Annotated in this window: 23 protein-coding genes; 11 read left to right on the top strand and 12 right to left on the bottom strand. The window is 64.6% G+C overall.

Going from position 1 to position 25,947, the window contains the following annotated elements:
• Window positions 1–315 precede the first annotated feature (315 nt).
• Together ACH2DW_RS11855 and ACH2DW_RS11850 are read right to left on the bottom strand one after the other, a co-directional pair.
• Window positions 316–1,560 (bottom strand): HNH endonuclease signature motif containing protein, encoded by a 1,245-nt coding sequence (locus ACH2DW_RS11855; protein WP_394929960.1) that lies wholly within the window; start codon window positions 1,558–1,560, stop codon window positions 316–318.
• Between the two features lie 116 nt (window positions 1,561–1,676).
• Window positions 1,677–2,264: a GNAT family N-acetyltransferase gene (locus ACH2DW_RS11850; RefSeq protein WP_394929959.1), complete on the bottom strand. Its 588-nt coding sequence runs from the start codon at window positions 2,262–2,264 to the stop codon at window positions 1,677–1,679.
• A gap of 122 nt (window positions 2,265–2,386) precedes the next feature.
• On the opposite strand from ACH2DW_RS11850, the gene ACH2DW_RS11845 reads away from it, so the two are divergent.
• Window positions 2,387–3,058 (top strand): nitroreductase family protein, encoded by a 672-nt coding sequence (locus ACH2DW_RS11845; protein WP_394929958.1) that lies wholly within the window; start codon window positions 2,387–2,389, stop codon window positions 3,056–3,058.
• 50 nt (window positions 3,059–3,108) lie between these two features.
• On the opposite strand, the gene ACH2DW_RS11840 is transcribed toward ACH2DW_RS11845, so the two are convergent.
• Together ACH2DW_RS11840 and thpR are read right to left on the bottom strand one after the other, a co-directional pair.
• Window positions 3,109–3,705, bottom strand: a complete 597-nt coding sequence (locus ACH2DW_RS11840; RefSeq protein WP_394929957.1) for a GNAT family N-acetyltransferase — start codon at window positions 3,703–3,705, stop codon at window positions 3,109–3,111.
• Between the two features lie 86 nt (window positions 3,706–3,791).
• On the bottom strand, window positions 3,792–4,301 hold the full coding sequence (thpR, locus tag ACH2DW_RS11835; protein ID WP_394929956.1) for an RNA 2',3'-cyclic phosphodiesterase: 510 nt from the start codon (window positions 4,299–4,301) through the stop codon (window positions 3,792–3,794).
• A gap of 228 nt (window positions 4,302–4,529) precedes the next feature.
• Between thpR and ACH2DW_RS11830 the strand changes: the two genes are divergently transcribed.
• Complete coding sequence (locus ACH2DW_RS11830) at window positions 4,530–6,104, top strand: copper resistance protein CopC (protein ID WP_394929955.1); 1,575 nt, start codon at window positions 4,530–4,532, stop codon at window positions 6,102–6,104.
• 34 nt (window positions 6,105–6,138) lie between these two features.
• Here the strand turns inward: ACH2DW_RS11830 and ACH2DW_RS11825 are convergent, their stop codons facing one another.
• Window positions 6,139–7,059 carry an acyl-ACP desaturase gene (locus ACH2DW_RS11825; protein WP_394929954.1) on the bottom strand — a complete coding sequence of 307 codons (921 nt, stop codon included), beginning with the start codon at window positions 7,057–7,059 and terminating at the stop codon, window positions 6,139–6,141.
• 162 nt (window positions 7,060–7,221) lie between these two features.
• Between ACH2DW_RS11825 and ACH2DW_RS11820 the strand changes: the two genes are divergently transcribed.
• Window positions 7,222–7,632 (top strand): RNA-binding S4 domain-containing protein, encoded by a 411-nt coding sequence (locus ACH2DW_RS11820; RefSeq protein ID WP_394929953.1) that lies wholly within the window; start codon window positions 7,222–7,224, stop codon window positions 7,630–7,632.
• 9 nt (window positions 7,633–7,641) lie between these two features.
• Complete coding sequence (locus ACH2DW_RS11815) at window positions 7,642–8,982, top strand: MFS transporter (protein ID WP_394929952.1); 1,341 nt, start codon at window positions 7,642–7,644, stop codon at window positions 8,980–8,982.
• 44 nt (window positions 8,983–9,026) lie between these two features.
• On the opposite strand, the gene ACH2DW_RS11810 is transcribed toward ACH2DW_RS11815, so the two are convergent.
• Together ACH2DW_RS11810 and ACH2DW_RS11805 are read right to left on the bottom strand one after the other, a co-directional pair.
• Entirely contained in the window at window positions 9,027–9,956 is a 930-nt protein-coding gene (locus ACH2DW_RS11810; protein ID WP_394929951.1) for a methylenetetrahydrofolate reductase, read from the bottom strand.
• 63 nt (window positions 9,957–10,019) lie between these two features.
• Window positions 10,020–11,717: a formate--tetrahydrofolate ligase gene (locus ACH2DW_RS11805; protein ID WP_394929950.1), complete on the bottom strand. Its 1,698-nt coding sequence runs from the start codon at window positions 11,715–11,717 to the stop codon at window positions 10,020–10,022.
• A 221-nt stretch (window positions 11,718–11,938) separates the two neighbouring features.
• On the opposite strand from ACH2DW_RS11805, the gene ACH2DW_RS11800 reads away from it, so the two are divergent.
• Window positions 11,939–13,648, top strand: a complete 1,710-nt coding sequence (locus ACH2DW_RS11800) for a carboxylesterase/lipase family protein (protein WP_394929949.1) — start codon at window positions 11,939–11,941, stop codon at window positions 13,646–13,648.
• Between the two features lie 27 nt (window positions 13,649–13,675).
• Here the strand turns inward: ACH2DW_RS11800 and ACH2DW_RS11795 are convergent, their stop codons facing one another.
• The 3 genes from ACH2DW_RS11795 to ACH2DW_RS11785 form a co-directional block, all read right to left on the bottom strand.
• Entirely contained in the window at window positions 13,676–14,755 is a 1,080-nt protein-coding gene (locus ACH2DW_RS11795; protein ID WP_394929948.1) for a hypothetical protein, read from the bottom strand.
• Window positions 14,756–14,816: 61 nt separating this feature from the next.
• Complete coding sequence (locus ACH2DW_RS11790; protein WP_394929947.1) at window positions 14,817–16,466, bottom strand: YdiU family protein; 1,650 nt, start codon at window positions 16,464–16,466, stop codon at window positions 14,817–14,819.
• A gap of 69 nt (window positions 16,467–16,535) precedes the next feature.
• The gene (locus tag ACH2DW_RS11785) at window positions 16,536–17,219 is read right to left on the bottom strand and encodes a GntR family transcriptional regulator (RefSeq protein WP_394929946.1); all 684 of its coding nucleotides are present in this window, start codon (window positions 17,217–17,219) and stop codon (window positions 16,536–16,538) included.
• A gap of 90 nt (window positions 17,220–17,309) precedes the next feature.
• Between ACH2DW_RS11785 and ACH2DW_RS11780 the strand changes: the two genes are divergently transcribed.
• From ACH2DW_RS11780 to ACH2DW_RS11765, 4 genes are all read left to right on the top strand, one after another.
• A complete protein-coding gene (locus ACH2DW_RS11780; protein WP_394929945.1) occupies window positions 17,310–19,847 on the top strand; it encodes an FAD-dependent oxidoreductase in 2,538 nt (845 codons plus the stop codon).
• A 1-nt stretch (window position 19,848) separates the two neighbouring features.
• Window positions 19,849–20,622, top strand: coding sequence for an electron transfer flavoprotein subunit beta/FixA family protein (locus ACH2DW_RS11775; RefSeq protein ID WP_394929944.1), 774 nt, complete (start codon window positions 19,849–19,851; stop codon window positions 20,620–20,622).
• Complete coding sequence (locus ACH2DW_RS11770) at window positions 20,619–21,566, top strand: electron transfer flavoprotein subunit alpha/FixB family protein (RefSeq protein ID WP_394929943.1); 948 nt, start codon at window positions 20,619–20,621, stop codon at window positions 21,564–21,566. Before ACH2DW_RS11775 ends, ACH2DW_RS11770 begins: the two co-directional genes overlap by 4 nt.
• 125 nt (window positions 21,567–21,691) lie before the next feature.
• Window positions 21,692–23,425 (top strand): SulP family inorganic anion transporter, encoded by a 1,734-nt coding sequence (locus tag ACH2DW_RS11765; RefSeq protein WP_394929942.1) that lies wholly within the window; start codon window positions 21,692–21,694, stop codon window positions 23,423–23,425.
• Between the two features lie 5 nt (window positions 23,426–23,430).
• On the opposite strand, the gene ACH2DW_RS11760 is transcribed toward ACH2DW_RS11765, so the two are convergent.
• Window positions 23,431–24,498 (bottom strand): LLM class flavin-dependent oxidoreductase, encoded by a 1,068-nt coding sequence (locus ACH2DW_RS11760; RefSeq protein WP_394929941.1) that lies wholly within the window; start codon window positions 24,496–24,498, stop codon window positions 23,431–23,433.
• A gap of 119 nt (window positions 24,499–24,617) precedes the next feature.
• Here ACH2DW_RS11760 and trxA point away from each other — a divergent pair, with 119 nt between their 5' ends.
• The gene (gene trxA / locus ACH2DW_RS11755; protein WP_394929940.1) at window positions 24,618–24,998 is read left to right on the top strand and encodes a thioredoxin; all 381 of its coding nucleotides are present in this window, start codon (window positions 24,618–24,620) and stop codon (window positions 24,996–24,998) included.
• Between the two features lie 79 nt (window positions 24,999–25,077).
• Entirely contained in the window at window positions 25,078–25,728 is a 651-nt protein-coding gene (locus tag ACH2DW_RS11750) for a nitroreductase family protein (protein WP_394929939.1), read from the top strand.
• 4 nt (window positions 25,729–25,732) lie between these two features.
• Here ACH2DW_RS11750 and ACH2DW_RS11745 read toward each other — a convergent pair.
• Window positions 25,733–25,947: HAD family hydrolase (locus tag ACH2DW_RS11745; protein WP_394929938.1), on the bottom strand; the 215-nt coding region annotated here is incomplete at its 5' end.

Below are 25,947 nucleotides of genomic sequence, written 5' to 3'. Positions count from 1 at the left end.
TGAGTGCGTGAGTGCGTGAGTGCGTGAGTGCGTGAATGTGTGAGTGCCCCGGATGGTGTGGACCGGCTGGAGCGCAGCCGGCGCAGGGGAGACCGCCCGGCGGGAGTCCCCGTCGGTTGATCCATCAGGTGTTGGTCACCGAGCGTTGATCTCGCGCTCTGCATGCCGTGCGGTTCGCGCTGAACGAGACCTTCCGATCTGTCCGCACCGCGGATCTACGGGGGACAGGTTCGACCTTTGTTGTCGGGAAGCGTCCGGGCGGCGTCGCCGAGCGTCTGGCCGGGTGGCTTCCGGTCACGCTGGCTCCGACGTTCGTCAGGCAAGCTGTGGCGTGCGTGAGCCCTTCCCGTCGGTGCGGTCAATGGTGGTGCCCGAATGGTGCTTTTCCCCGTCGGGGCGAGTCCACGTGGCGACTCGATCCGGTGTCATCGTCAGCCCCCAGCCGCCGTCGTGGACCGCATGATGATGGCGTTCGCACAAAGGAATCAGATTGTCGAGATCTGAAGGGCCGTGGTGCTCGGTCCAGAACCGGACGTGGTGGATCCGGCAGGCGTCGAAGCCGATCGAGCAGTCGGGGTGGACACATGATCGATGCATCGCGGCCAACGCGCGGCGCTGTGACCGCGTCGCAGTTCGCCGTGTTCGCCCGACGTCCAGCGCCTCGCCATCGGCGCCGAGGACAGTCGGGAACACGTCGGCATCGCAGCAGAGCCGACGCACCGTCGAGACGGGCAATGCGATGCCGTCGATGGTCTCGCAGACACCTCGGACCGACGCCTGGTCGACGAGTCGTTCGAAGCTCACCAGCACGTTGACCTCGGGCCGTCGCTCGGGACTGCCCGACGAATTGATCGCGTTGACCACCGATTGAACGCGGAGTTCGGACCAGGCGGTGTTGGCGTTGCCGTCGGCCGCTCGGTCGGTGGCGAGTTGCGCATCGATCGCCGTCCAGATCTCGGCATCGCGCAAAGGGTCGAGTTCGAGCAACGTGTGATGCATGCCGGTGACCTTGTCGATCCAGCGTTTGACGTTTGACCGACGCCGTTGTGAGACCAATTCCTCGGCGGCGGTGTCGCCAGCAGTGGCGGCATTGATCGCCGCAGCCTCCTTGCGCATGGCACGTTCGAAGGCGTCGACGTTCGACCGCGTGGCTTGATCGAGGTAGTTGTCCGCCGAAGCTGCCAGCCGTGCGCGACCGGTGTCGTCGAGCTTGGCTGTAGCGCGAGCGATGGCGTCGAGGTGACCGGCTGACACGCTGCCTGCAGCGAGGGCGGACTCGAAGCCCGGCATCTGTGCGCACACATCGGCGCGGTCCGTGACAGCGCGGGCTTCGCGTTCGGACCGTTGGCCCGCCCGAACATGGGCCGCTTCTGCCGAGCCCGCAGCGCCTGCCGCAGCGAGTTCGCGGGCCCTTCGATTCGCGGTGATCTCGGCAGCGTCGGACCACGAGCGCACGATGCGGAGGTGGACAAGGTGTTCAGCGAGCTCATCGCGACTCATCGTCGCGACGTTCGCCGTCGAGGCGGCCCGGAAGGCATCCTCGGTGGGTGGGCTGGGCATTGCATTCTCCGATCTCGAGTGGACGAAACCGGGGGAGTCGGTACTGACAACGGTACCGATCGGGTGTCACAGAGTTCGGAGTGGATGCGGCTGGACGTCTTCGTGAAGCGCGGATATCAGCGTGGATATCGGCCTGGATGGAGGTGGGCGTGGATGTGGACGTCGTGGCGCCCATCGTCGAGGAGCTGTACGGAGTGCAAGGTTGCTTCGAGTTCGTATCCGATTGATCGGGCCACCGCGCACGATGCGGCATTGTGTGTCGAGTGTTCGAGCACGATGCGGCTCAGGCCGACCTGGTCATGGCCCCACCGAGTCAACGCTCGACCCGCCCGCATGGCGACCCGGCAACGGCGCGCATCGGGCAGGACCCAGTACGCGATTTCGGCGGTGCCACCAGGAAGATCGGTATGCAAGCCGACACGGCCGAGCAGGCGGTCGTCCGCATCGACGATCGCGAAGTTCGCGGACTGTTCGCGGAGCCACATCATGTGGCCATACCCGATCCACACGCGTGCATCGGTGACCGTGTCGATCCGTCGGGCGTGCCAGTGCCGGATGTCCGGGTCGGCGAATGCCTCGATCACTCGGTCGACATCACCGAAGTGAAATGGGCGGGCGATCAGCTCGTCGTCGACCACGATCGTGGGCTGAGGAACCGACGACATCGTTCCCGCAGGAATCGCGGGATCGACCGTTCGGAGCATCCCTGCAACCTAGTTTCACCGAGCGCCGACCTCGTTCGGATTGGTGGTCAGGTGACCCGTGCCGACGGGTAGGACTCGCTGCGGCTGACGATCATGCGGGTTCGCTGTGGCACGCTGGTCGTGTGAGCGACGCACCTGCACAGCCCGGTCTCTACGACGCAATGAGCACGCTGCGTGCGGTGCGCAAGTTGCGGCCCGATCCGATTCCCGACGACGTGCTCGAGCGTGTGCTGCAGGCCGCGTGTTGGGCGCCGACCGGCGGCAACACTCAGCCGTGGCGCGTCATCGTGGCGACCGACCCGGACGTGAAGCAGGGTCTTGCCGACATCTACGCGCCCGAGTGGGCGAAGTACGTCGGCGGGTTCATGAAGATGATGGAAGGGCTGCCGCCCGAGCAGCTCGCACCGTGGGAGCGCGTCGCCGCGGCAGGCGACTACCTGGCCGATCACTTGCACGAGGCGCCGGCCATCCTCGTGTTCTGCGCCAACCCCAAGATGATGGCGATCACCGACGCCAAGCTCGATCGCGTCAGCGTCGTCGGTGGCGGATCGATCTACCCGGCGGTGCAGAACGCCATGTTGGCCTGTGTCGCGGAAGGGCTCGGATGCACGTTGACGACGTTGCACTGTCTCCGCGAGGACGAGGTGAAGACGCTGCTCGGCATCCCGGACGGTTGGGCGACTGCGGCTTTGGTCCCGATCGGCTACCCGGTGGGCAAGGGCCACGGCCCAATCACGCGGCAACCGCCCGCCCAACTCGCCTACCGGAACACCTTCGGCACCACCTGGTCGTGACGCTGCCAGCCTGACTGCGCCAACCTGGCGGTCGCGCGACGTCGTGCACCTCAGTCGGTCAGAGGTGCAGCGCGTGCAGCCCACACGTCGGGTGTCATCGTCCAGTCGATGAGGTGGCCGGACTCGGCCGGAGCTTCGGGCACGCGCGTGCTGGTTGCAGATCGACGAAAGCCGAGCTTGGCCGGAACAGACGCGCTTGCCTCGTTTGCCTCATCGGTTTGGACGTGGACGACCTGGATGTCATCGATCCCGAACGCTGTGGTGGTCAGCGCCGCTGTCAACTCCGTGGCGTAGCCATGCCGGACGTGGTCGACGTGAATCCAGTAGCCGATGTCGAGGGTGCCCGGCCCGCTGCGCCGGTGCAGTCCAGCGCCACCGATCATCTCGCCGTCGAGAAAGACGCCGAACACGACATCGCCGCCCTCCTCCCAGTCGCGAGTCCAGCCCTCGATGAGTCGGACTCGTTCGGTGAGCGTGAGCGGCTCGAACCTGGCCCATGGCATCCAGGGCCGAAGGTGTTCGAGGCTTGCGGCCACACCAGCAGAAAGTGCCGCGGCCTCGTCATGGTGCCACCGGCGCAACGTGAGGCGAGGAGAGGTGACCCGGCCCGGGAGGGGTTCGATGCCGGGGGGAGGAGCGTCGCTCATCTCCCCAGCATTGCGTACGGCGTCGACCGCCACGGGAAATCCACCGTCAGTAGACGGGTGGCATGCGGACTGGGGAAACCTGACGGCTACTCCGCTGCACGCGCAACTGGCCAGGACGCAAGGGTCGAATAGGTCGACCCGGTGGGGTGCAGCCGGCTCTCGACCAACGCCACCTCGATGACCTTGAACGACGATGCACACAGCATGCCCACCACCTTGCGGACGATTGCGCCGCGCTTCACGCGAGCAACAGTGATGTGGCCGTTGTAGGTGGGTCGCGGCGCGAGCGTGCCCAGGCCGTCGGTGGCGTTGACGATCGCCGCGGCCAGCTCGTCGAGACCGGCGATCGGTGCAATCAGCGAGTGGGTGCCGAGCATGTCGATCGCGGGGCCAACAGTCGCTGTGGCGGCGGGCAACGATGCGGATCGCAGCGCGTCGGCAACTTCGTCGGGGTTGGCGTCGCCGAGAAACCGAAGCGTCGCATGCCAACTCTCCGGAGGGACAAACCGAACGCCGCGTTGGTCCTTGCGGGGGAGGCCGCCCAACATTTCGACCACATGATCCGGTGGCCACACGGCGAGAAAGAGTCGTGCCATTGACTCCAGCTTGGCCGCTGGCACGTCATTCGCCACCAACGGTTCCTGCCACCAACGGTTCCCGCCAACGATTCGCGCCAGCGATTCCCGCCAACGATTCCCGCCAACGATTCGTGCCAATCATTCGCGAACGCAGTCGAGCCATGACCGACGCGCCCTTGTTCGCCCTCCCGAACAGTTACTGAGCACCGCGTCGCCCCGGACCCTTGACGGTGGCAGACTGTTGCGGTGCAGTCGCGCCACTCGGACTTCAAGCGAAAGATGGTCCTCTTCGCGCTGATGGTCCTGGTTGTCGCCCTCGTGGCGTCGACTGCCTTTGCACACACGGGGCTCAGCACGTCATCGCCTGCTGACGGTGAGACGGTGTCTGGACCGCTTGACACGATTTCACTCTCGTTCACGGGTACGCCGATTGCCGAACCCGACAGCGTCGCCGTGGCCGATGATGCCGGCACCACGATTCTCCCTGTCTCTGTCGTGCAGACCGGCAACGACGTCGTTGCCACGTTCGACCCGCCGCTGGTTGCCGGTTCGTACGCTCTGGCATGGCGGGTTCGCTCGGACGACACACACTTCGTCGACGGCACGTTCGCGTTCAACGTCACGGTTGCTGTTGCGCCGACGACGACCGTGCCGGAATCTGGCACCACGCCTCCGGCGACTGCACCACCGGCGACTGCACCACCCGAGACCGTGCCGGAGACCACAGCAGTCGCCGCAACCCCATCACTGGTGACCACTGCGCCAACCGCCTCGATCGACGACGCCTCAGCGGGCGCTGTCACGGAGCTCGACTCGTCTGACTCCGCGCCAATCGCACCCGTACTTGGCGACGCCGCTGCTGCTGATGACGGCGAAAGTGTTGCCCGCATCGGACGACTGTTGATGTATCCCGCGGCTGTGGCTGCAATCGGCATGCTGGTCTTCGCCGCGTTCGCGTTCGCCGGCCGTCGGGAGGAACTCGGCACGCTCATCCGGGCTGTCCGCTGGTTGGGCATCGCCGTGCTCTTCGGCGCAGCACTCGAGCTCGTCGGATTGTCGTCGCTGCTGGGCGGATTCGGTGAGGTGGTCGGTGATGGCGCCGGACGCGCCGCACTGGCACGTCTGCTCGGCGGCGGCCTGCTCGTGATCGGCTTCGCCGCGATCACCGGCGTGTCGTCGGCTCCCCGGACCCGTTCGCTCTCGGCGGCTGTTGTCGACCAACCAGGCGCCGATGTCGCTGCTGGGCGACCGCAATCGGCTGAGGCGCGGTGGCGGCCATCCGGTCTCGACAACGTCGGTCTGACGGGTGCCGCCCTGATCGTGATCTCCTTTGCCTTCGACGGTCACACCGTGAGCCGTGGACCGCGCGTGCTGCACGCGCTGACAAGTGTCGTGCACGTGGCCGGAGCAGCAGCGTGGGCCGGTGGCCTGGTCGCCCTGGCGGTCGTGCTGTGGCGCCGACACCACGACGGCGTCAACTCGTTCGCTCTCGAGATGGTGGTGCGATTCTCGGTGCTTGCGATGGCCGCGCTCGCCCTCACCGGAGTCGCGGGCGTTGTGATGGCGTTGTTCATCGACAACGATGTGTTCGGATACGCCGGGACCGACTGGGGTCGCCTGATGATCCTCAAGCTGGCATTGGTTGCTGCAGCCGCACTGCTCGGCGCCTACAACCATTTCCGTGTCCTGCCGGAGCTGACAGCAGAACCGACCAATCAGGTGGTGATTGCCACGACGCGGCGCACGGTCACTATCGAAGCGGGACTCGTGCTTGCCGCCGCAGCTGCGACAGCGCTGCTGGTCGCCGCGTCGACGCTCTGACCGGGCTGCGCTCGAACTCGGTCGAGCGCTTCGTTCAGGCGGGTTGCATCTCCGCTGCACGCTTCTCTGCGTAGCGCTTGGCAACGCGGGCGCTGGTTGCCATCCGCTTCATCAGCTTCTCTTGAGCCGCAGCGCCTTCGCCGGACAGACCGCCGATATTTGCCGCGTCCCACTGACGCAGAACGACCGGAGCGAGGATCTGGTCGTGGTGGATCTGCAGGTCGTAGATGCCGGCCTTGGCAATCGCCTTCGCATGACGCTCGAATTCAGGGATCCCGGTGCCGGGCATGGAGAAGTGGCGGACCTGCTTCTCCATGGCGATCATCATCGTGTTCGGGTCGGCCGCAATGGCCGCCGCAGCGAGATCGCGGTAGAAGAGTTGGTGCAGATTCTCGTCGCTGCCGACCCGCTTCATCACTTCGTAGCCGACAGAGTCGCCGATCTGGGCTCCGGTGTTGCGATGTGAGATGCGTGTCGCCAGTTCCTGAAGCGCAAGGTAGATGAATCCTTCGTGCGTGGTCTCAGGGTCGGGCGTTTCGCCTTTGCTGACCTGCACCATGCGCGACCGTTCGAGCTCGACGGGGTCGATCGCACGGGTGACCATGAGGTAGCCGTAGATCGCCATCGAGTGGCGACCTTCTTCGGCGGTCCAGCGGCGAGCCCAGGTGCCCCAGGCGCCGTCTTTGCCGAACATTCGCTCGACGGAGCGGAAGTAGTACGGCAGGTTGTCTTCAGTGAGAAGGTTGACCAGCAGAGCGCTGCGTACCTCGGGGGTCAGTTCGGCGCCGGCGAGGTCCGCGTCTTCGGGACTCCAGACGTGACCTTCCATGTGGTCGCGCCCGCGGCTGTATGGCACGTACTCGTGCGGAAACCATTCTTTGGTGGTCTCGAGGTGCCGTTCGAGCAGCCGCTCGACGTCGGGAGTGATGGCGTGGAGGATTTCCTGCTCGTTCACAAAAGCCAGCCTACCGACCAGTAGGTAGCTTGGCGAATCAGGGGGACGATCTTTCCGCTGATCGGAGGTGATGCGAGGCGATGGAAGGTGATGGGGGGGCGTGACGAAGCGCGAGAATGGTGGCGTGATGCTGCTTGGTCGACGCTGGATACTGTTCGGGTCGTGACCGTCGAAGACCGCCCGCAGCAGCACGGCAACGCGACGCCCCGCGTCGACCAGTGGTTGTGGTCAGTTCGAATCACCAAGACACGCGCCGACGCCGCAGAGCTGTGCCGTTCGGGTCATGTGAAAGTGAACGGCAAGACGGTCAAGCCAGCCGCGAAGCTCGTCGTGGGCGACCGGATCGAGACGCGAGTTCACCAGCTTGAACGCGTGGTCGTGGTGACGAAGCTGATCAGCAAACGCGTCGGTGCGGCCGTCGCTACCGAGTGTTTCGACGACCACAGCCCGCCGCCGCCGGAACGCTCGCTTGCGCCGCCGGTGTTCGAGCGCGATCGAGGTGCAGGTCGCCCGACCAAACGCGACCGGCGACGCCTCGACGAACTCCGCGGCCGAAGTGATCGAACACGTTGAGGATGCGCAGTGAACTCAGATACCGACAAACACGTCCCTGACCCAGCGCTCTCCGGCGACGAGGAGGTGCTTGCTCCTCAGCCGGCGGTCCGCGGGGGCATGGCGCTGTGGGCGCTCTTCTTGGGTTTCGGCATGTTGATGGTCGGCAACGGCCTCAACCTGGCGGTGCTCGGCGTACGCGTGGTCGACGAGGGCTTCGGTGTGCGGACCAGCGGCTACGTGATGTCCTGCTACTTCGCAGGCTTCCTGATCGGTCCAACGATCATCTCGCGTCTGCTCTCGACGGTTGGTCACATTCGTGTGTTCGCAGGGCTGGCATCGCTGGCGTCAGGAGCGGTGTTGATCCACTCGATTTCCGTCGTGCCGATCACATGGGCGCTGATGCGGTTGGTGTTCGGCTTCTGCATGGCCGGACTGTTCATCGTGCTCGAGTCGTGGCTGAACGATGCTTCGACACCAACGACGCGCGGGCGGACCCTCGCGGTCTACATGGTCGTCTCGATGGGTGGACTCGCGATCGGTCAGCTGATCATCGCGTTCGTCGACACCGCGGGCTACACACTCTTCATCTTGGCTTCAGTGCTCGTGTCGCTCGCGATCGTGCCCGTCACGTTGGCAGCGACCACGGAAGCGCCCCCGGTTCGCGAAGCTGAACCTCTCGGGCTGAGCGAGCTCTACCGTACGGTGCCGACTGGCCTCGTCGGCATGCTGTTCACCGGTATGTCCATCGGCGTGCTGTTTAGTTTGGGTGCCGTGTATGCGGCCGGAGTGGGCTTCAGCCCCGGCCGTCTCGCGGCGTTTCTCGTCCTGCCGACCGTGGGCTCGTTGTTGATGCAATGGCCGATCGGTCTGATCTCGGATCGTCTGCCACGACGTGGCGTGATCTTTGTCGTCGCGCTCGGCGCTGTCGCTGTCTGCGGGGTGATGGCTGTGCTGCCGTCCGGCAGCCCGTTGATACTGGTCGGGATGTTCCTGCTTGGCGGGATGACATTTCCGCTCTACTCGCTCCTGCTCACGTACACGCTCGACTGGTCTGCGCCCGGCAAGGCGATTGGTGCAAGTAGTTCACTCCTGCGCGTCAACGGCGCCGGCGCGGTGATCGGACCCGTGATCGCATCTTCGTTCATGGGCTCGACGGGGCCGACAGCATTCTTTTGGGCACTGGCGGTCACCCACGGCGTCATCGTTGCCTATGTCGGCTACCGGATCGTGTCGGCAGATGCCCTCCCGATGGAGCGCCAGGGCAAGTTCGTGGCGCTTCCCGCCCGGTCGACCGAGCTGGCCATCCGCCTCACAGCGCGGCCCCTCAAAGCTTCTCGCGCGGCGCTCCGCCGCAAGAAGCCCGGCTGACGCAGCCATGGCCGCGCGGTCCGGCAACTGCGCCGGAGTTGTGTTCAGGCGAGGGTCTTGGTGCGCCAGGCTTCGGTAGCGGCGACCTGGTTGAACGTGTAGAGATGGATGCCCTCAATGCCGAGATCGGTGAACTGGCCAGCGAGCGGCTTGAGCAATTGGTCCGGCTCGAACGCTCGTTGGGTCATCATCTTGCCGAGTGCCTTGCGGTTCTTTGAGAGGTAGCGGAGCGACGTGCCGACACCGAGGCGAACACCCATGGTCATCAGCTTGGTCTTGTCGATCACGCCCGGCACGCCGAGGTGCACCGGAACGGTCAGGCCAGCGGCGCGTTCGCCGCGCAGCCAGGTGCGAATCTGGTCCGCGGAGAAACACATCTGCGTGCTGACGTGGGCGGTGCGGCCGGAGTCGAGAATCATCTGCTGCTTGACATGCAACGCGTCGTGGAGTTGCTCCGACGTGATGAGCGGATGGCTGTCGGGGTACGAGGTGTACCCGATGTGGTCGACTTGGCGATGTTCGGGACCGTCGGCGTCATCGAGTGCAAGAAAGGCCTCGATGAACTCGATGGCATCGAAGAAACAGCCCGGCGGATCGGCGTCGCCACCGACGACGAAGACCTCACGGATACCGATCTCGACCAAACGATCACGAATGGCGACGAGATGCTCGGGGGTCTGGACCATCCGGGCAGAGAGGTGTGGTGTGACGCGGTGACCGGCGGCGACGAGCGCAGCCGTTTCGTCCAAGGTGGCCTCGATCGACTTTGCGGGTGAGCAGGTCATCGAAATGCTCGAGTGCGGAGCGAGTTCGGTGATGGCACGTTCGAGACTTTTCATGGGGATGAGTTCGACCTTGGCGTCGCGGATCATCGATCGCAGGTGCGACGGACCCGGCTGCAGCAGCCCGCGCCCGATCAATCGCCGGCCCCGTGTCGGCTTCTCGGTGTGCAGCATCTTTGCGTCGGCAGACATTGGTGGCCCCCGTTCCTTGGTTGATTGGTCACACTGGAGGTCTGACCCTCGTGCGATGATTGTTCAGCTGAGTCCGACGATGTTGCCGTCGGCGTCGATGTCGATGTGTTGCAGTGCAGGTGTCTTGCCGAGGCCCGGCATGGTGCGCATGTCACCGCAGATCGGGTAGACAAACCCGGCGCCGACCGACGCCCGGACTTCGCGGACCGGCAATGTCCAGCCGGTGGGGGCTCCTTTGAGGCTCGCGTCGTGGCTCAGCGATAGGTGCGACTTGGCGATGCACACCGGGAGGTTGCCGAACCCGTTTGCTTCGTAGTTGTCGATCTGCTTGTTGGCCTGTGGCGAAAATTCGGCGCCGTCTGCCCCGTAGACCTTGGTGGCCACGGTGGTGATCTTGTCGCGCAGGCTCATTTCGTCTGGGTAGAGCACCTGGAAATTGCTCTCCTCTTCGGCTGCCTCAGCCACAGCATGGGCGAGTTCGGTTGCCCCCGCGCCGCCTTCGGTGAAGTGCATGGAGACCGCAGCGCGAGCGTTGAACTCCTCGGCGATTTCCTTGATCGCGTTGATGTCACCATCGTGATCGCCAGGGAACACGTTGATGGCCACGACGGGAGTGCAGCCGTGGATACGCATGTTCTCGAGTTGCTTGCGGAGGTTGTCGCCGCCCTGGTGGACTTCGTCCGGGTTCTCTTTGAGGAGATCTTCGGGCAACGGCTTGCCGGCGACGATCTTGTGGTTGCCGGAGTGTGCCTTGAGGCCCCGCACCGTTGCGACCAGTACGGCGGCGTCGGGAGCGAGTCCGGAGGCTCGGCACTTGATGTTGAAGAAGCGTTCGGCGCCCATGTCGGCGCCGAAACCGGCCTCGGTGATGAGGTAGTCACCCATGTGGATCCCGATGCGGTCGGCAACGATCGAGCTGTTGCCGGTGGCGATATTGCCGAACGGGCCGGTGTGGACGAGCGCCGGAGTGTTCTCCAAGGTCTGCATCAAGTTGGGCTTGATGGCCTCCATCAAGATGACTGCCATCGAGCCGGCCACCTTCAATTCTTCGGCGGTGACCGGAGTACCGGACTTGGTGTAGCCGACGACGATACGGCCGAGGCGTTCGCGCAGATCCTGCAGCGATGTGCAGAGCGCCAGTGTGGCCATGACCTCAGAGGCCGCGGTGATGTCGAATCCGGTTTCGCGGGGCACGCCGTCGAGGCGTCCGCCAAGGCCGATCACCGCGTTGCGAAGCGAACGGTCGTTGACGTCGATGACGCGCCGCCAGGTGATGTTGTGCATGTCAAGGCCTGACTCGTTGCCGTGGTACAGGTGGGCGTCGAGTGCGGCCGAGCACATGTTGTGGGCAGCGGTGACGGCGTGCATGTCACCGGTGAGGTGCAGGTTGAGCAGTTCCATCGGAACGACCTGGCTGTAACCGCCGCCGGCTGCGCCTCCCTTAATGCCGAACGTCGGACCCATCGATGGCTGGCGCACGGCGATGACGCCCTGTTTGCCGATGTGGCTGAATCCCATCCCGAGGCCGACCGTCGTGGTGGTCTTGCCTTCGCCGAGTGGGGTCGGGGTGATCGCCGAAACCACGACGTACTTGGCCTTGGGTCGATCCGCCATCTTCGCGATCGCGTCGAGCCCGATCTTCGCGGCGCCGGACCCGTAGGGCTCGAGGCATTCGAGCGGAATGCCGGATGCCCCGGCAATGTCTGCTAACGGTTTGAGCTGCGCTTTGCTCGCGATCTCAAGGTCAGAGGGAAATCCCATGGTGTCTGTCCGTTCTGCTCGGCAAGTGTGCACCGCGCGATCATGGGTTAAGGCCCAGCTCAACCGAGGTTTCCGTTGATTCCGACCACCACTGGATTCCGCATGGTGGAACGGTTCCACTATATAGAACAGATGGGGTCGTGTCCAGAGCCGCGTGCTGCACCTCTTTCCCGTACCGCGCTTGAGCAGCCCGCCGGCCTGCCGACACGCGAGACTGCGGTATGGCTTCGAAAACTGTCACTGCCACCATTTCGTCCGGCAAGATCAAGGGCAAGCTTGATTCGTCGGGCCGGCTCGCGAACTTCCGCGGTGTGCCCTTTGCTGCACCGCCAGTCGGAGCGTTGCGTTGGAAGCCACCGGCGCCGGTTGAGCCGTGGAGCGGTACCCGGGATTGCACCAAATTTGGTCCCTACGCATATCAGCGCGCCGCTGGTTTCGAGCTGTTCTTCAACAGGTTGGTCGAGGGGCTTGGCCTCGGCGCGGCTCGGAAGCGCTCGCTGCAAGCCGCGCTCAAGCTCGCCAAGGTGAAGCAGAGCGAAGACTGTCTCCAGTTGAACGTGCGGATGCCAGCCCATGCCGATCGGCTCGGCCGCAAGCTTCCGGTGATGGTCTGGATCCATGGCGGCGACCACACCGATGGCAGTGGCACGGAGCCGCTCTACGACAGCAACGTCCTTGCTGAGCGCGGCGCTGTGCTCGTGACGATCAACTATCGGCTTGGCATGTTTGGTTTCCTCGCCCATCCAGAACTGGCAGCAGAGTCGGCCGATGGCGTGTCGGGCAACTACGGCCTCCTCGACCAGATCGCAGCGCTCGAGTGGGTGCGCGACAACATTGCCGTGTTCGGCGGCGATCCCGACAACGTCACCATCTTCGGCGAGTCGGCTGGCGGTGAGGCAGCGCTCAACTTGATGACCGCACCGCGCGCTCGTGGTCTGTTCCATCGCGCGATTGCGCAGAGCCCGAGTGACAGCGGCCGCTGGTTGCACCTGCGTCGGCCAGCGCTCGACTTCTCGGCTGCCGAAGACGCGGGCGTCGAGTTCGCGAACGAGGTTGTGGGCTCTCCTGCTGGTCAGCTTGCCCGCCTGCGCGAGATGTCACCTGAACAATTGACGACGCACTATCAGCAGCTCCCGTTGCTCGGACGTCACTTCTACCCGGTCGTCGACGGCGTGATCTTGCCGACAACGCCGATGTCGGCGTTCAGCGCGCAGCAGCAGGCATCGGTGCCCTTGATGATCGGCTACAACAGCGACGAGGCAACACTGTTCGCAGACCTCATGCACCCGGCCGGTGGAGAGTTCTACCGTGACGTCACGCAGGGTTCAGTTGAGCCCATGCCGATCGGAGAAGCTCGCGATGCGTTTGTCCGGTCGTATCCAACGGCCGGGCTCGTCGATCGATTGATGTCGGCGTACCCAGGGCTGGCGACGATCGACAGTGCCGCTGTCGCCAAGCACGGTGGTGACCACATGTTCGGTGTCCACGTCGATCATGCAGCGCGGCAACATGCGGCGGGTGGGCATCCGGTCTTCCGCTACTACTTCACCGCGACGCCACCGTCGAAGAAGCAGACTGCCGGAGCGTTTCACGCTGCGGAAATCTTCTACGTGTTCGACACCAAGTTTCCGATGGTTCCGGTCGCTGACGATGCACATCTCACGGTCCGCGACATGGGTGACCGTTGGTTCGCATTCGCCGCGGCGGGAATACCGGATTCGCCCGGACGCGAGCCGTGGCCGGAGTACGACCCAGGGAGCCCGCAGCAGATGGTCTTCGGTCGGCCGATGTCGGGTGTGGAGAACGTGCCGCCGTCGCCGGGGATTGATCTCATGCGTGAACGTATCGAGTGGCTGACCGAGACGTTGGCAGGGCCGCTCGAGCCGGTCGCTCCTGATTCGGCGGATGACGGCGAGCCCGTCAGGGTGTGAGCTCGTTGGCGCAGCGGAGGCCCGAGACTATGGGTTCTCGCTGTCCGAGCAGCTGCGCTGTGTGGTGTCGTCGAGGTCGATGCTGATTGTCTGTGTGGTGTCGCCTTCGATTGTCGAGCCGGTCACCTCGCCGTCGATCTGCAGGCGCTCGCCAGCGGTGATGGCGGCTGCGGGGTCGGTTGCGGAGAACAGGTTGGCTGAGTCGAAGGTGACCTGCGCGGTGCCGTCACCGTTGTCGACGATGCCGATGGTGCCGCCCTCGCTGAGGTAGCCAAGGGCCCGGAACGGGGCGTTGGTCGAACACAGATCGACGATGCCATGGGTGTAGCCGAACTGCGGCGCTGCCGGATCGCTCAGGCGAACAGTGCCAAGGCTCGCGCACTCGACAGGAGAGATGCCGCTGGGGTTGGCAGCGACTTCGAAGGAGCCGCCACCTTCAAATGCCAACATCGCGAACCCGTCATCACCCAAGTCGGTGTACTCGCCGGTGTCGATCGGGATGCCTGCCTCGGAGTACAGACCGAACGCGTTGCCTTCGTCGATCCCCTGTTCGATGACCAGTGGGCCGAAATCGGCGACGGCGACGTAGCTCGTGACCTGGTACCCGGGAACTGGACTTGTGGTGCAGGCGTGAACAATGTCGTACACAGTTCCAGCGACCAGCGCCGTGCCGGGCGCGGCAGGCGCGGTGCCTGTGGGTGGTGCAGTGGTGGGCGCGGCCGAGGTCGGAGGGGCCGTCGTCTCAGGAGTCACGGTTGTCTCCGGCGCGATGGTGGTCTCGCTGGCAATCGTGGTCGGCGGAGTCACGGTCGTCTCAGGTGCAATCGTGGTCTCGCTGGCAACCGTGGTCTCAGGAGCCAAGGTCGTTCCGGGGGCGGTCGTCGTGGTCGTTGACGCGTCAGTCGAAATCGTGTCGTCATCACCACTCTTGATGATCAGAAAGATCGCGAGGGCGGCAAGCGCTCCGATGCCCAGTGCAATCGCGCCAGGAATGAGCCACGCCGGGCGTTCTGAGCCTGGGTTCGTGGGTGGCACGGGAGGAACCGGGGGGAGGTTCCCCGTGTTGGCCCAGAGATCCGGCTCGCCGTCGTTCCCGTGGTCGGTCATGCGCAAAGTGTGACACACGGTCTGAAATCGTCGGCGGCACGCCGGACGTCATGGCTGCTTGTCAGGATGAGCAGGACAGCATCGAACAACCGACGCGCTCGCGGGCCCAATCGGGGCGCAGCGTGGCGTACTCGGCACGGCCTGGCTGATCGTCGTACGGATGACGCAACAGGTCGAGGAGTTCGTCGATCATGTCGTACGACCCGGCGTCAGCTTTGTCGATTGCCAGCTGAGCGAGGTAGTTGCGCAGGACGTACTTCGGGTTGACGGCGTGCATCGCGGCGCGGCGTTCGTCTGGAGATTGGTTGGCCGTTGCGCTGATCGTGACGTAGCGACGGAACCAGTCGGCCGTTCGTGCCAGGACCTCGCCGCTGAGGTCAGTGACCGTGTAGTAGGCGCCGTGCAGCGGCTGCATGAGCTCGCCGTCGGTGACCGCAGTATCGATTTCTGTGACGTCGATGTCGCCGAGCGTGCGGAAGAAGATGGTCATGTCGGTCTCGACGAGCGGCAAGATCTCGAGGAGTTCGTTCGCGAGCTCGCGGCGTGCGTCGACGTCGAGCGCTCCGTCCGTGAGTCCGAGTTTTGCGGCCAGTGCGGTGTCCCAGGCGTTGCTGAAACAGGCGGGATAGTCGTCGACCACGGATTGGAGCGGGGCAACGTCGTCGACGAGCGACGAGAGCGCGCCGCCGAGTCGGCTGAGATTCCACTGCCCAATATTGGGTTGGTTGCCGTAGCGGTAGCGCTTGCCGCCGGCGTCGGTGGTGTTTGGTGTCCAGCCGGGGTCGAAGTCTTCGAGCCAGCCGTAGGGGCCGTAGTCGATGGTGAGCCCGAGGATCGAGAGATTGTCGGTATTCATCACGCCGTGCACGAAGCCGACGCGCATCCAGTCGACCATCAGATCCGCCGTGCGCTCCATGATCTCGCGGAACCATGCCGTGATCACTTCGTCGGTGACGGGTTCCATCCCGGCGGTCCCATTCGTAGGCCCGTCGGCGGCTTCACCCGCCAGGAGGTGGGGGAAGTGGCGGTGGACCGTGTGCTCGACCAACTGGCGGAGGAGGTCGACCTCGCCGCGGGAGGCCGGCAGCTCGAAGTGTCCGAATCGGACAAAGCTGGGTGCGACGCGGCAGACAACGGCTCCGTGTTCCGGTGCAGGATGTCCGTCGTAGAGCATGTCGCGCACGACTTCGTCGCCAGTGAGTGTGAGGCTGAGTGCCCGCGTCGTCGGAACGCCGAGGTGGTGCATTGCCTCGCTGCACAGGAACTCGCGAATCGAACTGCGCAGCACGGCGCGGCCGTCGGCGCCACGCGAGTACGGCGTGGGTCCGGCGCCCTTCAGTTGGAGGACCTGGTGGCTGCCGCTGGGTGTGGCGACCTCGCCGAGCGCGATGGCTCGTCCATCGCCGAGCTGTCCGGCCCAGTTGCCGAACTGGTGCCCGCCGTAGGTCATGGCGAATGGCGTCATGTCGGCAGGTACCTCGTTGCCGGAGAACACGCGCGCGAACTGCTCGCTGCGCACGACGCTCTCGCTGATGCCGAGTTCGGTGGCAACTTCAGGGGAGTGTGCGATGAGCGTTGGATCCGCTGTCGGCGTTGGAGTCACCCGAGACCACGCAGCGTCGTTCACCTGGCGACGCACATTGCGCTCGTCAGGGTCGCCAGGCAGGTCGTCGAGGTACCAGTGATCGGTGGTGAACTCGAGTCCGGTCATCGGGTCAGTCTCGCAGGGTGCGCAACGACCGCCACCCGATGCGCGGCATCGTTCTACTGGACAACGGCGTCATCCCAGCGGCGATGTCAGCCGGGCGGTCACTGCTGCACGGACTTGTGCGTCGAAGCTGTTGACGTGGGCTTCGACAAGCTCAGCGACCTGCTCGGCATCGCCGCTGCGCAGGGCGTCGTGGATCTCGGCGTGTTCGTCGACAGCGTGGGCCATGTCGTGGACGTCGGCGAGGTACATGTGCCAGAGCCGATCGCTCTGTGCATACAAGACATCGAGGTTGGCGGTGAGGAAGCGATTGCCCGATGCGCGCCAGATGATCTCGTGGCAACGTCGGTCGAGTTGGAGGAGCTCGGCGGGTGCCTTGCCGGGTTGCCGTGTTTCGGCGAGTACGTCAGCCATCTCGGCCCAGTCGGCTGCGGTGCCGCGTTTGGTGGCGAGTCGGGCTGCGTAGGGCTCCATGACGGCGCGAGTCTCGTAGAGCATCGAGAGTTCGTCGACGTCGATCGCACTGACGAACATGCCGCGCCGCGGAATCACGGTGACGAAGTGGTCGCGAGCGAGTCGTTGGAGTGCCTCGCGAATCGGCGTTCGGCTCATTTCGAGCACGACTTGCAGGTCCGCTTCACGAACGACGTCGCCGGGTGCGAGTTCGAGGCGGATGATCATCCGGCGGATCTCGTCGTACGCGCGCTCGGCGAGCGACAGCGGTGGCGGTTCCTCAGTCGACAGAGCAGTTGACACGGCCCTCATACTCTGTTGATATATCACCACTGTCAAGAGACGACTTGGTGCCAGGCACCAACTCGTCCTCCGCCTTGGAAAGAGCATGTCATGAGCGAACAAGTTGTCCCCACCACCGCCAAGGTCGTCGTCATCGGCGCCGGCATCGTCGGCAACTGCTTGGTCGGCCACCTGGCTCGACTCGGCTGGACCGACATGGTGCTCCTCGACAAGGGCCCGCTGCCAAACCCGGGTGGTTCGACAGGGCACGCGTCGAACTTCATCTTCCCGGTCGATCACAACAAGGAGATGGCGCTGCTCGGTGTGCAGAGCGCCAACCAGTACCGCGATGTCGAGCGCAGCGTCGACTCGGGTGGCATCGAGGTCGCCCGGACGCAAGAGCGGATGGACGAGTTTGATCGTCGTATGACGTCTGCGAAAGCATGGGGCGTCGACGCCGAGTTGCTGACGCCAGCACAGGTCAAAGAGCTCGTCCCGTTCATCAACGACGATGTGATCCTCGGCGGCTTCCACTGCCCGACAGTCAGTGTCGTCGACTCGCTCGACACCGGCACCCTGTTCCGCAACGAGGCCATCGACAAGACTGGGCTCAAGGTGTTCGCCAACACTGAAGTGCTTGACGTCGAGACTGAGGATGAGCCCGGCACCGGTCTCCAGAAGGTCACGGCCGTCGTCACCGACAAGGGTCGGATCGAGGCTGAATACGTCGTTGTTGCGTGCGGTGTCTGGTCGAACCGGATCGCGAACATGGCCGGCGCAACGATCCCGCTCGTGCCCGCCGTGCACCAGATGGCCGACGTCGGCCCGATGGACGTGCTTGCCGAAACACAAAGCGAGATCAGTTACCCGATCGTTCGCGACATGGACACATTCTGTTACGAACGGCAGTCTTCGGGCTCGATGGAAGTGGGCTCGTATGCCCACCGTCCGATCCTGCACCACCCCGACGACATCCCCTCGAACGAGGAAGCGGCGCTGAGCCCGACCGAGATGCCGTTCACGCCCGACGACTTCGACCAGCAGATGGAAGAAGCGATCGAGTTGATGGACATGCTCGGCGATGCCGAAATTAAGTACGCGATCAACGGTCTGCTCTCGCTCACGCCTGACGCGATGCCGTGCCTCGGCGAGACCACCGAAGTCCGCAACCTGTGGTCGGCCGCCGCCGTTTGGGTGAAGGAAGGCCCAGGCATGGCGCAGGTTGTCGCCGAGTGGATGACCTACGGCTACCCCCGAGTGATCGATGCGCACGGCGCGGACATCGCACGGTTCTACGACCACGAGCGCAACGAGGATCACATCTGGTCGCGGGCCGAAGAACACTTCAACAAGACCTACGGCATCGTGCACCCCGCCGAGCAATGGGAGAACCGTCGAAACCTCCAGGTCAGCCCACTGTTCTCGCGCCAAGAAGCGCTCGACGCGTTCTTCTTCCAGGCGCGTTCCTGGGAGCGCCCACAGTGGTACGGCAGCAATGCCGACCTCGCCGAGCGCTACGGCGTCGAAGAGCGCGAAGTCGAGTGGGACAATCGCTGGTGGAGCCCGATCACCGTCGGCGAGCACCTCAACATGCGTGAGAACTGCGGCGTTGTCGACCTGTCAGCGTTTCAGATCTTCGAGCTGTCCGGACCCGGCGCCGTCGAGTTCGCCGACTACCTCTCGGTCAACAAGATCTCAGCTCCCGGTCGCTCGACCTACACGCCGTGGCTCACGCCTGACGGTGGCTTCCACTCCGACCTCACGATGCACCGCATCAGCGAGGACGTCGTCAACGTCGTGACCGGCGTCTTCGACGGTGGCCGCGACCTCGCCTGGATCAAGAAGTACATGCCGAAGGACGGCTCGGTCACGGTGACTGACCGCACGCTCGAAACTTCGACCCTCGGGGTCTGGGGCCCGAATGCTCCTGCCGTCGTCGCCAAGCTGACCGATGCCGACCTGTCGTTCGACGGCTCGCCGTACGGCTCGCTCCGAAATGTGCAACTGCGTGTCGGCGACGGCGAGATCGACGCGACACTGTTCCGCATTTCGTATGTCGGCGACTCTGGCTGGGAGATCTACGTGGCGTGGGACGATGCCCCGAAGCTGTGGGATGCGCTGATGGAAGCAGGAGCCGACCTCGGCATCCGCGCCACCGGCGGCGGCGTGTACGGCACGTCGGGTCGCATCGAGAAGGGCTACCGCTTGCAAGGCGCCGAGCTCGAGAGCGAGTACAACCCGCTCGAAGCCGGCCTCGCCCGTCCAAAGGTGAAGTCGGCAGACTTCATCGGCAAGGACGCCTACCTCGCCGCCCGCGAGGCGGGCGACCCCGAAGTCCTGATGGTGACGATGACCGTCGACGACCAGACCGACGCGCAGGGCCGCATCCGTTGGATGCAAGGCGGTAACGAGCCGATCTGCGACCTGGACGGCAACACGCTCATGGACTCCCACCAGCGTGTGTCCCGGGTGACCACGGCGGGCTACGGCCCCTCGGTCGAGAAAATGGTGCTGATGGGCTACGTCCCGCGCGAGATGGCCGTGCCCGGCACGAAGCTGCAGACGATGTACATGAACGAGTTCTTCCCGGTCACCGTCGTGGGTACCGACGGCCCGTTCGACCCGACTGATTCACGCCTCAAGGGCTGACATGAGGGTTCTTGTCTGTGTGAAGCGGGTGCCGGCGCCCGGCGCAAAGATCAACATCACCGACGATGGCCAGGCTGTCGACGCGACCAACCTCGGTCACACGATGAGTCCGCACGAAGAATGCGCTCTCGAGTTGGCAGTGCAATTGGTTGAGGCACACGGCGGTGAATCGCACGTCCTGACGCTCGGCGTTGCCGAGGCCGATGAACAGTGTCGGTGGGCGGCATCGATCGGTATCACCAAGGCGACGCTCGTCGACGTTGGAACGATGGGCTGGGATCCGCAACGGACGGCGACGGCGCTCATCGAGGCGATTCGTTCGATCGAGGAAGCCGATGGCACCTTCGACGTGATCATCTTTGGTAATGAGTCAGCGGACACCGGCGGGTTTCAGGTGGGCATCCGCACGGCGCGGGCGCTCGATCGACCGATGGTCAACGCGATCAAGGGCGTGTCGATCTCTGAGGACGGCACGGTCCTCGAAGCCCAACGCGAGATCGATTCGGGCATGGAGGTGTATCACCTGCCCCTGCCCTGTGCGATTGGCGTGAAGGAAGGCATCACGTGGCCCCGCTATCCGACGATGCGTGGACGACTTGCTTCCAAGAAGCTTGCCGTCGACGTGACCGGTTCCGAGGCGGCGCCTGGGGGGCAGACGATGGTTCGACTCAACCGGCCCGAAGAGCAGGTCTCCGAGACAATCATCCTCGGCGAGGGTGCAGCCGCTGCCCCTGCTGTTGTTGAATTGCTGAAGGAACTGGGGTTGTGGTCATGAGTGTGCTCGTTGTCGTCGAACATGACCGAGGTGCGATGGCTGATGCGTCGCTCGAAGCGTTTGCGTTCGCCCGCTCGATCGCTGATCAGCTGGGTGAGCACGTCGAAGCGCTGTTGATCGGGGCTACCGCGGCGGACCTTGCTGACGTGTGCGCGGCGCACGGCGCGACCGCATGTCATCTCGTTCCCGCTGCGGACGACTACGGCCCAGAGTTGTACGGCGCTGTCGTTTTGGCTGCTGCCGGTCAGTTGTCTCCGAGCGGAATTGTGGCGTGCGGCACGGACCGTGGCAACGAGGTGCTGGCACATGCGGCGGCAGAGTTGGGTATGCCGTTCGTGGCGAATTGCCTTGAGGTGAAAACCGCCGACGAGTGGGAGATGACTCGTGTGCAGTGGGGTGGTTCGCTGAACGAGGAGGCTCGCCTGGCGTCGTCGATGCCGATGGTCTCGGTCGCACCCCATGCTGTTGAGGCAGACGAGGTGTCGCCTGGCGCGACTGCGACGGTGTCCGAGTTGTCGGTCGAGGTGCCTGAGTGGGTGCGCCGATCGGTGATTCAGGATCGCGTGGTGCTGTCCGAGGGACTGTCGTTGGCGACGGCGCCGATCGTGATCGGCGGCGGCCGGGGTGTTGGCTCGGCGGAAGGTTTCGATGTGCTCGAAGCGCTCGCTGCCAAGCTCGGCGGTGTTGTCGGCTGCAGCCGCGCCGTCACCAACAACGGGTGGCGGCCGCACAGCGACCAAGTCGGCCAGACCGGCACACGCATTGCGCCACAGTTGTACATCGCGTGCGGGATCAGCGGTGCGATCCAGCACTGGGTCGGTGCGAAGGCAGCGAAGAAGATCCTTGCGATCAACACCGACCCCGCCGCCAACATGGTGGTCAAGGCCGACTATGCGGTGATCGGCGACCTCTTCGAAGTGCTGCCCGCCATCGAACAGAGCTGAGAGGCGACGCCCGCGAGGTCGTTGTGGGGGCAGCGCCGGTCGCCATCAACGGCCTGCTTGAAGCCAGCAAGGCGCCGGTCTGACAGGCTGGGGGGGGATCGAACGTCAGCCAGAGGGAGCGGATCGTGAACGAACCAGCAGCACCAGCAGACACGCCGCGAGGGTTGGCTCGCTTCCTTCCGATTCTTGACTGGGGCCGGAACTACGACCGCTCATGGCTGCGCGGCGACCTCGTTGCCGGCCTGGCGGTGGCTGCGCTCGTTGTGCCCAAGTCGCTCGGGTACGCCGGGATCGCCGGGGTGCCGATCCAGCACGGCTTGTACGCAGCAGCCGCGGGCACGATTCTGTACGCGCTCTTCGGCACGGCGAGGCAGATCTCGACCGGTCCGAGTTCTGCGTTGGCAGCCGTGGCTGGAAGCGCCGTCGTGCTGGCGTCCGTGTCGGGCGACGAAGCTGTCGAATTGGTGAGCGCGATCACCCTCGTCACCGGGTTGTTGTTTCTGCTGCTCGCCATCTTCAAGATGGGCTGGATCTCACTGCTGCTGTCGAAAGCCGTGATCACCGGGTTTCTCTTCGGCGCGGCGATTGAGGTGGTGATCGGTGAGCTCCCGAAGATCACCGGGACGTCCATCGACGGCGCGAATGCCTGGCGGAAGTTCGGCAACTGGATCGTCGGGCTCGATGACCTCCACGGCAGCACCGTGCTCGTCGGCGTCATCTCGCTCGTCGTGATCGTCGGCATCCGATTCTCACCGATCAAGATCCCTGGCGCGCTGGTCCTCGTCGCCGGTGGGTTGGTTGCCTCGGTTGCGCTTGACTTCGAGGATCGCGACATTGCACTCGTGGGTGAGGTTCCCCGCGGCTTCGTCGCCCCGAAGCTTCCCAGCGTGGACTTCGTGATCGCGAACATCTCGACGATCGGACCGGCCGCGCTGGGTCTCCTCCTGATCGGGTTCTCTCAGACCGCCGGCGACGCCAGGTCCTTCGCGTCGAAGCACGGATACCGGATCGACATCAATCAGGAGTCGGTGGCACAAAGCATGGCCAACATCGGATCGGGTGTACTGCAGGGCGTTCCTGTGTCGACGAGCCTGTCGGCGAGTTCGCTCAACGATGAGTCCGGTGCCAAGACACCGCTGGCGTCGCTGACGACCGGCGTGCTGATCGTGCTCACGCTGCTGGTCCTCGCTCCACTCTTCTCCGAGCTGCCCACGCCGGTGCTTGCCGCGCTGATCATCGATGCGGTCGTGTTCGGGATGATGGATGTGAAAGAGATGAAGCGGCTCCGACGTGTGGCGCGGGTCGACTTCTGGATCGCTGTCGCCGCCATCGCTGCGGTGTTGACCGCCGGTGTGCTCGCTGGAGTGATCATTGGTGTGCTGCTCTCGCTGGGGTGGCTGGTCTACATCAACGCCACCCCGGAGATCCCGGTGCTCGGTCGGCAGGCAGGAACCCAGGTGTTCCGCAGTCTGGAGCGCTACCCGGACGGGGAGACGTACCCGGGCCTCCTGATTGTGCGTTTTGACGCAGGTCTGTTCTTCGCCAGTGCCGATGCGCTCGAGGACCGGCTCCGCGAGCTCGCACAAACTCCAGGCCCACGCCATCACACCGTGGTGCTGTCGTTCGAGGGGGTCGACTTCATCGACTCGCAAGGCTCGGCGAAGCTGGCCGAGATCACCGACCTGGTCAACACCTATGGCGCAGAATTGCGACTTGCCCGTGTCAAGCCGCAAGTCCTCAGTCTGTTGAGTCGCGATGGGGTGTTGGACGAACTCGGCGAGGACTGTGTCTTCGGCAACCTGTTCGAGGCAGTCCGCGACAAGATCGAAGACCAATCCTCGCCGTCGTCACCAACCTGACCGGCTCACGGCCGCGCCATGGAGAGACGGAGACGCTCCTCGGGAGATGAGGTGGCTGCTGTCCTCAGCAGGCTCGTGCCCGGCGAGACGCTGACGGGGTCGTTCGCGTCGGCGAGCAGCTCGACGGAGTGGAGACGTTCGGTCACGGTGGGAGCCGGGTGCACGGTCATCAACTCGTCGACACCGACGGCGTCGGCGAACGTGTCGAGGTAATCCTTCACCATCGCCGGTGTACCTGCCGCGGTGTAGTGCATCATCTGTGCGATTTGCTGGCCCTGAGGCGAAGCGAGCATCGCGTCGGCTTCGTCGTCGGTGAGGGCGCGACGCGGTGTGACGAAACGGGCGATGCGGCGACGCGACACCGTGATGCGTTGGCGCTCAGCATCGTCCTCGGACTCGGCAGCAATCACGTTGACACCTGCCATCACGTGCGGCTCGGCAAGTTGATCCGACGGCTGAAACTCGTTGCGATAGGTCGCGACCGCGTCGAGGAGATGGGCAGGCGCGAAGTGCGAGGCGAATGCGTACGGCAGGCCAAATGCGGCAGCAAGGCGGGCGCCGAACAGTGACGAGCCGAGGATGTACAGCGGCACGTTGGTGCCAGCACCCGGAACAGCGACGACGCCGGGCACCTGCGAGGTCTCGCCGAGGTAACCCTGCAGCTCGCGGACATCGTCGGGGAAGCGGTCCGACGAGCGCGGGTCTGTCCGCATGGCGCGCATTGTGTTCTGGTCGCTGCCGGGCGCCCGACCCAGGCCCAGGTCAATGCGGCCCGGATGCAGTGTGGCGAGCGTGCCGAACTGTTCGGCAATCGTGAGCGGGGAGTGGTTCGGCAACATCACGCCGCCGGAGCCGAGGCGGATCGTCGTGGTGTGCGCTGCAACATGTGCGATCAGCACGCTCGTTGCCGATGACGCAATCGACGCCATGTTGTGGTGCTCGGCGTACCAGACCCGCTGATATCCGCGCCGCTCAGCTGTCTGGGCGAGCGCCACGCTCGCGGCAAAAGCATCCGACGCGGTCTCGCCCTCGCCGATGATCGCCAGGTCCAGGATGGAAAGCGGAGTCGTCACCCCTCCAGCATGCCCGACCGCGGTGCACTCGCACCACGCGGACGGTGTGGCGTCCGCAACGGAATACGTACGGGTGCGCAAGCGTTCAATCCGAATGCCCCCCGAACAAGGAGTACCTCATGGCAACGATCGACCTCACCAGCGACGCATTTGAAAAGACAGTCACCGCCGACGGCATCGTCATGGTCGATTTCTGGGCCGAGTGGTGCGGCCCGTGCAAGGCATTCGGCCCGGTCTACGAAGCGGCGTCGGAGAAGAACCCGGACATCACCTTCGCCAAGATCGACACCGAAGCCCAACAGGAGATCGCTGGTGCGCTCGAGATCCGGTCGATCCCGACGCTGATGATTTTCCGCGATGGCATTCAGCTCTTCTCGCAACCCGGTGCACTGCCGGGCCACGCACTCGACGACCTGATCGATCAGGTCAAGGCGATCGACATGGACGAAGTCCGCGCCGAGATCGCCAAGCAGACCGACGAGCCGAGCGACGCCGACTGACAATCCCATTCGTTCTTCGCGGTCTGGCGACGGAGTCGGCGGAGTCGGCTGGGAACGATGGAATCGGGCAACATGGCACATGGACTTCGATCTCGCCCAGACTGACGCACTGCTTTCGACGACGCGCGCAGTGCGCAAGCGCCTCGACTTCGACCGCGAGGTGCCGGACGATGTGTTGCTCGAATGCCTGCAGCTCGCAGTTCAGGCGCCAACCGGCTCGAACCAGCAGGGGTGGCGATGGATGATCATCCGCGACGCCGAGAAGAAAGAAGCACTCGCCAAGCTCTACCGCGATGCCGGCGGCGAATACCTCGCCGCCGCAGCCGATGCTGCTGACAGCGGTACGCAGCAAGGACGCGTCATCGATTCGGCCAACTTCCTTGCGCAAAAGCTCGGTGAAGTGCCCGTGTTGATGATTCCGCTGATCGTCGGCCGTTTGACCGACAACAGTGCCAACAGTGCGGCAGGTCTGATGGGCTCGATCATGCCCGCGATGTGGAGCTTCCAGCTCGCGCTCCGCAGCCGCGGACTGGGCAGCTGCTTGACCACGCTGCACCTCGGCAAGGAAGCCGAAGCCGCCGAACTGCTCGGCATCCCCGATCACATGACGCAGGCAGGACTCCTGCCGGTCGCCTACACACTGGGCACCGACTTCAAGCCGGCCAAGCGGGATGACGTCGCCAAGATCACTTACCTCGACACGTACAAGAACCCCATCCGCCCCGACTGAGCTGTTACCCGAGCAGTCGTTCGAGCACGACCGCGACGCCGTCGGCCATGTTGGACGGTGCCACTTCGTTTGCTGCGGCGCGGACCCGGGCATCTGCATTGGCCATGGCCACGCCGCGGCCCGCCCACTCGAGCATCGTGATGTCGTTCCACTCGTCACCGAACGCAATGACGTCGGCGGCACTGACGTCAAGTTGCTCGCAGACCCATTGCAAGCCCG

Origin of the sequence: uncultured Ilumatobacter sp., assembly GCF_963980585.1 — a bacterium.
Classification (GTDB): Bacteria; Actinomycetota; Acidimicrobiia; order Acidimicrobiales; family Ilumatobacteraceae; genus Ilumatobacter_A.
Note: the sequence above shows the minus strand (reverse complement) of the source record. Positions and strands in the feature narration are given on the sequence as shown.